The 7621-nt window shown below is 66.5% G+C and carries 5 protein-coding genes and 2 rRNA genes (1 of these 7 cut by a window edge); 2 read left to right on the forward strand and 5 right to left on the reverse strand.

Going from position 1 to position 7621, the window contains the following annotated elements; all coding sequences use genetic code 11:
* Positions 1-35: 35 nt before the first annotated feature.
* The 3 genes from MUY14_RS25660 to MUY14_RS25670 all read right to left on the reverse strand — a co-directional run bounded on the left by MUY14_RS25660 (position 36) and on the right by MUY14_RS25670 (position 2411).
* Complete coding sequence (locus MUY14_RS25660; protein ID WP_247012628.1) at positions 36-785, reverse strand: hypothetical protein; 750 nt, start codon at positions 783-785, stop codon at positions 36-38.
* Positions 786-788: 3 nt separating this feature from the next.
* Positions 789-1352: a papain-like cysteine protease family protein gene (locus MUY14_RS25665; RefSeq protein WP_247012630.1), complete on the reverse strand. Its 564-nt coding sequence runs from the start codon at positions 1350-1352 to the stop codon at positions 789-791.
* A gap of 99 nt (positions 1353-1451) precedes the next feature.
* A complete protein-coding gene (locus tag MUY14_RS25670) occupies positions 1452-2411 on the reverse strand; it encodes a LysR family transcriptional regulator (RefSeq protein ID WP_247012632.1) in 960 nt (319 codons plus the stop codon).
* A gap of 69 nt (positions 2412-2480) precedes the next feature.
* On the opposite strand from MUY14_RS25670, the gene MUY14_RS25675 reads away from it, so the two are divergent.
* Together MUY14_RS25675 and MUY14_RS25680 are read left to right on the forward strand one after the other, a co-directional pair.
* Entirely contained in the window at positions 2481-3350 is an 870-nt protein-coding gene (locus MUY14_RS25675; protein WP_247012634.1) for a patatin-like phospholipase family protein, read from the forward strand.
* Positions 3351-3453: 103 nt separating this feature from the next.
* Positions 3454-4665, forward strand: coding sequence for an Ig-like domain-containing protein (locus MUY14_RS25680; protein ID WP_247012636.1), 1212 nt, complete (start codon positions 3454-3456; stop codon positions 4663-4665).
* Between the two features lie 798 nt (positions 4666-5463).
* On the opposite strand, the gene rrf is transcribed toward MUY14_RS25680, so the two are convergent.
* Positions 5464-5580: ribosomal RNA gene (rrf, locus tag MUY14_RS25685) — 5S ribosomal RNA — on the reverse strand.
* 71 nt (positions 5581-5651) lie between these two features.
* Positions 5652-7621: ribosomal RNA gene (locus MUY14_RS25690) — 23S ribosomal RNA — on the reverse strand (it continues 1151 nt past the right edge of the window).

Consider the following 7621-nt stretch of genomic DNA (forward strand, 5'->3'; position numbering starts at 1 on the left):
GCGGCGCGGGCGAACCGGGCCGCACCCTCCCGGCGTCAGCGGCGGGCGCGTGCCGCCTTGCCGGTGGCCCAGCCGATCAGGCCGAGCGCCAGCAGCGCCCCACCGGCGGCGAACGGCCAGGAACCCGCACCCGGCGCGGGAGCCGGCGACGCGGCGGCGAGGTCGTACCCGCCGAGCTTGCCCTGGTCGCGGTACGCCGACCCGGGCAGCTTGTCGCCGTACAAGCGGTGCACCAGCTGCTGGTACGCCGCCACCGCGACACCCTCACCGACTCGCTGGCGGGCCGGGTCGTTCAGCGGCAGCACCCGGCCGTCGCGCACCCGGTACCACGCGTTGACCTGCGGCTCGGTGAACACCAGGTCCCCGTGCGCCTGCGCCGGGAACGTCAGTTCCTCGGTGCCGGTCGTGAAGTTGGTCGCGGTCCACCCGGCGGCGTCGCGCGTCACCCACACGGTGGCCTGCCGCCCGGTCGACGCCTGCGCCTTCACCGCGTAGTACGCGAACGAGGCCGGCTTCGCCCCGGGCTGACCGGCGACGAACGCCGGATCCAGCGAGTAGACACTCTGCGGTTCACCGCCGACCTGGGGCGCCTGCGCGACGTCGGCGCGCGCGACCCCGGCCCGCCGGTCGAGCTGGCCGAAGAACGCCGACAGCTGCGCGTCCGCCGACTTGACCGCGGCGGCGACCTCGCCGGACGGCGGCGTCGAAGCCGATGCCGTGCCGCCGAAACCCAGTACCAGCGCCGTCCCCGCGAAGAGCGTGACGAGTCCACGGAAGAGGTTCACGCCTCACGCCCCGATCCGGTAGAGGGACTGCGCCCACTGGAACTGCCCGTTGCGGACGTAGCTGGTGTGCGCCATCGCGCTGTAGCGCTGGCTGCTCGGCCACGGGTCGCCGTAGTAGACGAGCCCGCTGGCGTCGTAGCCGTAGATGACCTGGGCGTGCCCGCCGCCCGCGGTCCAGTAGATGCCGGTCTCGATCGGCCGGCGGGCGGTGATTTCGCTCTGCACCGACGCGAAGCTCAGCGCGCCGGTCACCGTGCCGGGCCGCAGCCCGAGCGCCTGGTAGCCGCGCTGCACGTAGGTCAGCTCGCCGGCCTGGTTGGGGCACTGCGAGCCGGCCGGGTAGCCGCGCGAGTAGTCGCAGAAGGTGTTCTGGCTGGTGCTCGTGCCGTAGCCGAGGAACCGTGCGATGGTCAGGCCGCTGGCGGCCCAGCACCACTGGTTCTGCTCCTGGACCAGCTGGCTGATGGACAACGTCGTCGCTTCGGTGGTCGCGCTCGCGGGCGGGGAGAGCAGGCCGGTGAGGGCCACGCACAGCGCGCCGAGCGCCATTGCTCGTCTGAAGTGCATTCGTTGCTCCTTGTCGGCAACAGGTGGGGACTTCGTGAGCTTCTCCCGTTGCCGCGCCGGGCAGTAATCCCAGCGGGGATAACACCGGCGTTATGCCGCCTATCGGGCCGAGACGAGCCGTTCGCCCGGATTCCGGCCGCACCAGCGCGCGAAGTGCGGGTTCCGGTGCAGCGACGCCTGGTGCGCGACCTCCGCGCAGCGGAACACCTCGTCGGTCGACGGCGTCCGGGCGTCGTCCTCGCGCGTCGCGAACAACAGCGTCGTCCACAGCGGGTCGCCCGCCAGCGGCAGCGCGAGCAGCCCGTGCGGGGGTGCCGAAGCCGCTTGCGCGAGGCAGACCGCGCCCTGCGCGATCAGCGTGCCCGCCGTCCCGGCTTCGGACGTGAAGTGCCGCACCCGCGGCGTGAAGCCGGCGGCCGTGCAGGCCTGCGCGAACCGCACGCGCACGCAGTTTTCGTGCGGTGGCGGCAGGATCCAGTCGCAGCCGGCCAGGTCGGCCAGGTCGACGACGCCGTCGCGGATCGCCGGGTGCCCCTGCGCGATCCCGACGAAGATCGGCTCGGTCGCGAGCGTCCGCACGGCCAGCCCGGCGAAGTGGTGCGCCTCGGTGCCGTCGAACTGCTCCAGCAGCGCGACGTCGACGCGGCCGGTCGAGAGCAGCTTCAGGAGGGTCAGCGACGCCGGTTCGGCGTACGTCTGGACGTCGAGGTCCAGCTCCCCCAGCTCCTCGATGAACCGGCCGATGACGAGCAGCGGGACGTAGCCGATCCGCAGGGTTTCGGGCTCGCTCCCGCCGTGGCGCCGCGCGGAGGCGACGAGGGCCTGCATGTCCGAGAGCAGCGCGTCGGCGCGGGCGAGGACGAACCGGCCGAGCTCGGTGGGCCGCACGCCGCTGGGCCCGCGGACGAACAGATCGCCGCCGAGGATCCGTTCGATCCGCTTGAGCTGCGCGGTGAGCGCGGGCTGGCTGACGCCGAGGACGGTGGCGGCGCGGCTCACGCTCCCGCCGTCCGCGACGGCGCGGACGGCTCTGAGATGGCGCAGCTCCAGCTCGGCCACCCCAGCAGGTTAACGCCGCCTTCACGCCCGGCACGACCTGCGAAAGTCGGGCTTACTACATTCGGCGGTATGAGTCTCGCGGATCTTCCCCGGCCGGTCGGCTTCGTCCTCGGCGGTGGCGGCAGCCTCGGCGCCATGCAGGTCGGCATGCTGCGCGCGCTGACCGAAGCCGGGGCCACGCCGGACCTCGTGACGGGCACGTCGGTCGGTTCGCTGAACGCCGCGGTCCTGGCGCGCTCCGGCGGCGACGCGCTGGCCGCGTTGCACGGCATCTGGGCGCACATGACCCGCGCGGAGGCGTTCCCCGGCGGCGTGCTGAGCCGCGTCCGGACGCTGACGCAGAGCAAAACGCACCTGTTCCCCAATTCCGGCCTGGCGGGGATCGTCGCCGACCACCTCGGCGCCGAAACGCGGTTCGAGGACCTGGCGCTGCCGCTCGGCGTCGTCACGACCCAGGTCGACACGGCCGAGCCGCTGCTGATCCGCTCCGGGCGGCTGCTCGAGCCGCTCCTCGCGAGCTGCGCGATCCCGGGGATCTTCCCGCCGGTGGAGCACGAAGGGCGGCTCCTCTACGACGGCGGCCTCGTCGCGAACGTGCCGATGCGGCAGGCGCTGACCATGGGGGCGAAGTCGTTGGTGGTGCTGGATTGCGCGTTCCCGGGCAAAATGCCCGAAGCGCCGCGGACGTTCGCCGAGGTGATCATGTTCACCGCGATGATCAGCATGCGCAACCAGGCCGTGCTGGAAGCGCCGGTGGCGGCGCAGCAGGTGCCCGTGGTCTACGTGCCGGGGCCGGCCCCCGTACGTGTGAACCCGCTCGACTTCGGGCACACGGAAGCACTGGCGGAACAGGCGTACCAGGCGGCGCGCGAGTACCTCGACGGGCTCGCGGTGAACGGCCCGGGACTCTACGGCGCTCCAGGCCTCGTCGTCGAGTGATCCGCGTCACGCCGATGCACCGATCCGCCGGGAAGAACGTCATCGCTATCGCGTAGTTTTGATGACGAATGCCCGCCGATCCCGATTCCAAAAAAGAGACAATATGCTCCCCAAGAAGATTTTACTTTCGGTGGCCGGAATCCTCGCCGGGGCACTGCTGGTTTCCGCCTGTTCGTCCGGTGACGACGGCGGCACCCCCGCCGGCGGAGCACCGGCGTCGGGTTCCGCTTCGGCGTCCGAGACCCCGGTCGCGGTGACGTTCGAGCCCGCCGGCGGTACCGGGGTGAACCCGGCGACCCCGATCGTCGTCAAGGCGGCCAACGGGAAGCTCCTCGACGTCACGGTGACCAACGCCGCCAAGGCGAAGGCGGTCGCCGGCAAGCTCGCCGACGACGGCTCGAGCTGGACGTCCACCGAGCCGCTCGGCTACGGCTCGACGTACAAGATCGTCGCGCACGCCCAGGGCGCCAACGGGAAGCCGATCGAGCAGGACAACCAGATCAGCACGATCGCGCCGAAGAAGCAGGCGAACGCCAACCTGATCCCGGCCCCGGCCGCGGTGGCGAGCACGGGCGTCGGCGTCGGCCAGCCGATCGTGTTCAGCTTCGGCAAGATCGCCGTCAAGAACAAGGCGGCGGTGGAGAAGGCCCTGACGGTCGAGTCCACTCCGAAGCAGGACGGCGGCTGGTACTGGATCGACGACTCGAACGTCCACTACCGCCCCAAGGAGTACTGGAAGGCCGGCACGACCTTGAAGGTCTCGGCGAAGATCTACGGCGTCGATTTCGGCGGCGGCGTGTTCGGCGCGGAAGACCGCACGGAAACGTACAAGGTGCACGATTCCTGGATCGCGAAGGCGGACGGGAACACCGAGCAGATGCAGATCTTCCACAACGGCGCGATGGTCAAGTCGATGCCGATCTCGATGGGCAAGGACGCGACGCCCACCCATTTGGGCGCGCACGTCATTTCGGACAAGCAGGCCAATTACACGATGGACTCCTGCACGTACGGCGTCTGCCCGCCGGACCCGAAGGCGTACCGCTCCAGCGAGAAGTGGTCGGAGCGGATCTCCAACGACGGCGAGTTCGTCCACGAGAACCCGAACAGCGTGGGCCAGCAGGGAAGTTCGAACGTGTCGCACGGCTGCATCAACCTGAACGGCGCGAACGCCCAGTGGTTCTTCCAGAACATGGGCCTGGGCGACGTCGTGGAGGTGACCAACTCGGGCGGCCCGCAGCTCCCGGTGTGGGACCTGTACGGCGACTGGACGAAGTCTTGGGCCGACTGGCAGGCCGGGTCGGCGGTGAAGTAGGGGTTTGAAGTAGCGGTCGATCGGTGGGAAGGGCCGGGGCTCGGTGGAGCTCCGGCCCTTTTTCATGCTTGTTTTCGAGCGCTCGGGCGGGTGGTCCTCGGAGCGGCTGGGCTGGTCCGTGGGGCGGGGCTTGACCGGGTGCGGGCGGCCGGCTCTCGCTGGACTTTCCCGGGACGAGCGGATGCGGCTTGCGGGTGCGGCATGAACGGACCGTTCGCACCCCTCGCCGGGCACGAGTGGGCCGCTCGCAACCTGCGCTGGCACGGCTGGGCCGCTCGCGCTGCTCTCTTGAGCGGCGAACGGTCCATTCACAGCGGTGCCGTCGGATGCAAGTCGGCCGGTCGCCGCGATGTCGGGCGCGAGTGGGCCGCTGGCGGCATTGTCGGGCCAAGTCGGCCCTTCGCCGCGTTACCGGTGCGAGTGGGTCGTTCGCTGCGTTGCCGTCGGACGCAGGGGCCAATTGCCGCGACGGCCGGCGCCAGTGGGCCGTTCGTGGCCTTGCCAGGCGCTCGTCGGCCGGGCGTCGCGTTGCCGGGTACGAACGGTCCGTTCGCTGCGTTGCCGGCCGGTGCGAACGGGCCGCTCGTGGCCTTGTCGGGCGCGAGTGGGCCGTTCGTGCTGTGCTGCTTGCCCACGGGCAAGGGGCGGCCGCGGCAGGAGTCGGGTTGTTTCGGTGGCCGGTTGCGGGGGCGCGAGTCGCTCTTTCGTGCCGGCGGCCGGGCGTGGTGGGTGTTGCGGGCATGAAAAAAGCCCCGGGAGAACCAAAACTGGTCCTCTACCGGGGCTCTTCCCAAGTAAGTTCGGCGGTGTCCTACTCTCCCACAACCCTTCGGTTGCAGTACCATCGGCGCTGTCAAGCTTAGCTTCCGGGTTCGGAATGGGACCGGGCGTTTCCCTGACGCTAAAACCACCGAAACACTCCGAAACAACACACACCGTCACCGGCGTGGTGCTTCAGAACCGTAGAGTGGATGCGCAACATCTTCGTAGACAAGTCCTCGGCCTATTAGTACCAGTCAACTCGACAACACATTACTGTGCTTCCATTTCTGGCCTATCAACCCAATGGTCTCTTGGGAGCCTTAACCCACAAAAAGGGGTGGGATACCTCATCTTGGAACAGGCTTCCCGCTTAGATGCCTTCAGCGGTTATCCCTTCCGAACGTGGCCAACCAGCCATGCCCTTGGCAGAACAACTGGCACACCAGAGGTTCGTCCGTCCCGGTCCTCTCGTACTAGGGACAGCCTTCCTCAAGTATCCTACGCGCGCGGCGGATAGGGACCGAACTGTCTCACGACGTTCTAAACCCAGCTCGCGTGCCGCTTTAATGGGCGAACAGCCCAACCCTTGGGACCTACTCCGGCCCCAGGATGCGACGAGCCGACATCGAGGTGCCAAACCATGCCGTCGATATGGACTCTTGGGCAAGATCAGCCTGTTATCCCCGGGGTACCTTTTATCCGTTGAGCGACACCCCTTCCACCAGGAGGTGCCGGATCACTAGTCCCGACTTTCGTCCCTGCTCGACATGTCTGTCTCACAGTCAAGCTCCCTTGTGCACTTGCACTCAACACCTGATTGCCAACCAGGCTGAGGGAACCTTTGGGCGCCTCCGTTACTCTTTAGGAGGCAACCGCCCCAGTTAAACTACCCATCAGGCACTGTCCCTGAACCAGATCATGGCCCGAGGTTCAGATTCCCAATTCGACCAGAGTGGTATTTCAACAACGACTCCACAGTAACTAGCGTCACCGCTTCACAGTCTCCCACCTATCCTACACAAGCCGAACCGAAAACCAATACCAAACTATAGTAAAGGTCCCGGGGTCTTTCCGTCCTGCCGCGCGTAACGAGCATCTTTACTCGTAGTGCAATTTCGCCGGGCCTGTGGTTGAGACAGCCGGAAAGTCGTTACGCCATTCGTGCAGGTCGGAACTTACCCGACAAGGAATTTCGCTACCTTAGGATGGTTATAGTTACCACCGCCGTTTACTGGCGCTTAAATTCTCAGCTTCGCCATTACTGGCTAACCGGTCCTCTTAACGTTCCAGCACCGGGCAGGCGTCAGTCCATATACATCGTCTTGCGACTTCGCATGGACCTGTGTTTTTAGTAAACAGTCGCTTTCCGCTGGTCTCTGCGGCCACCCACCCCTAGCCTGCAAGAAGCTTCAGGATGTTTGGCCCCCCTTCTCCCGAAGTTACGGGGGCATTTTGCCGAGTTCCTTAACCACAGTTCACCCGATCGCCTTGGTATTCTCTACCTGACCACCTGTGTTGGTTTGGGGTACGGGCCGTGCATGCACTCACTAGAGGCTTTTCTCGGCAGCATAGGATCACTCTACTTCGCCTCAAACGGCTACGCATCACGTCTCAGAGTATATAAAGCACGGATTTGCCTATGCTTTCTCCTACACGCTTACACCAGGACAACCATCGCCTGGCGGAGCTACCTTCCTGCGTCACCCCATCGCTTGACTACTACGAAATCAGGTCCCACGCTCCACACACCACCATCCACCCGAAGGCTTCAAGCAATGGCTTTGGGTGGTTAGTATCAAACGCCTCGTCATGGGCGCACATGCTCGGGTACGGGAATATCAACCCGTTGTCCATCGACTACGCCTGTCGGCCTCGCCTTAGGTCCCGACTTACCCTGGGCGGATTAGCCTGGCCCAGGAACCCTTGGTCATCCGGCGGCAGAGTTTCTCACTCTGCATTCGCTACTCATGCCTGCATTCTCACTCCCACACCCTCCACGACTGGCTTCCGCCGCCGCTTCCCTGGATGCAGGACGCTCCCCTACCCATCCACACCACTAGACAACACCCTCAAGGAGTGAAGCCGATGTATTGCATGAATGACACAGCTTCGGCGGTGTGCTTAAGCCCCGCTACATTGTCGGCGCAGGACCACTTGACCAGTGAGCTATTACGCACTCTTTCAAGGGTGGCTG

The organism is Amycolatopsis sp. FBCC-B4732, from assembly GCF_023008405.1.
GTDB classification, from domain to species: Bacteria; Actinomycetota; Actinomycetes; order Mycobacteriales; family Pseudonocardiaceae; genus Amycolatopsis; species Amycolatopsis pretoriensis_A.

Coding starts and splice junctions, on each gene's coding strand:
- MUY14_RS25665 (WP_247012630.1), bottom strand. CDS start 1,352: ATGCACTTCAGACGAGCAATGGCGCTCGGCGCGCTGTGCGTGGCCCTC.
- MUY14_RS25675 (WP_247012634.1), top strand. CDS start 2,481: ATGAGTCTCGCGGATCTTCCCCGGCCGGTCGGCTTCGTCCTCGGCGGT.
- MUY14_RS25680 (WP_247012636.1), top strand. CDS start 3,454: ATGCTCCCCAAGAAGATTTTACTTTCGGTGGCCGGAATCCTCGCCGGG.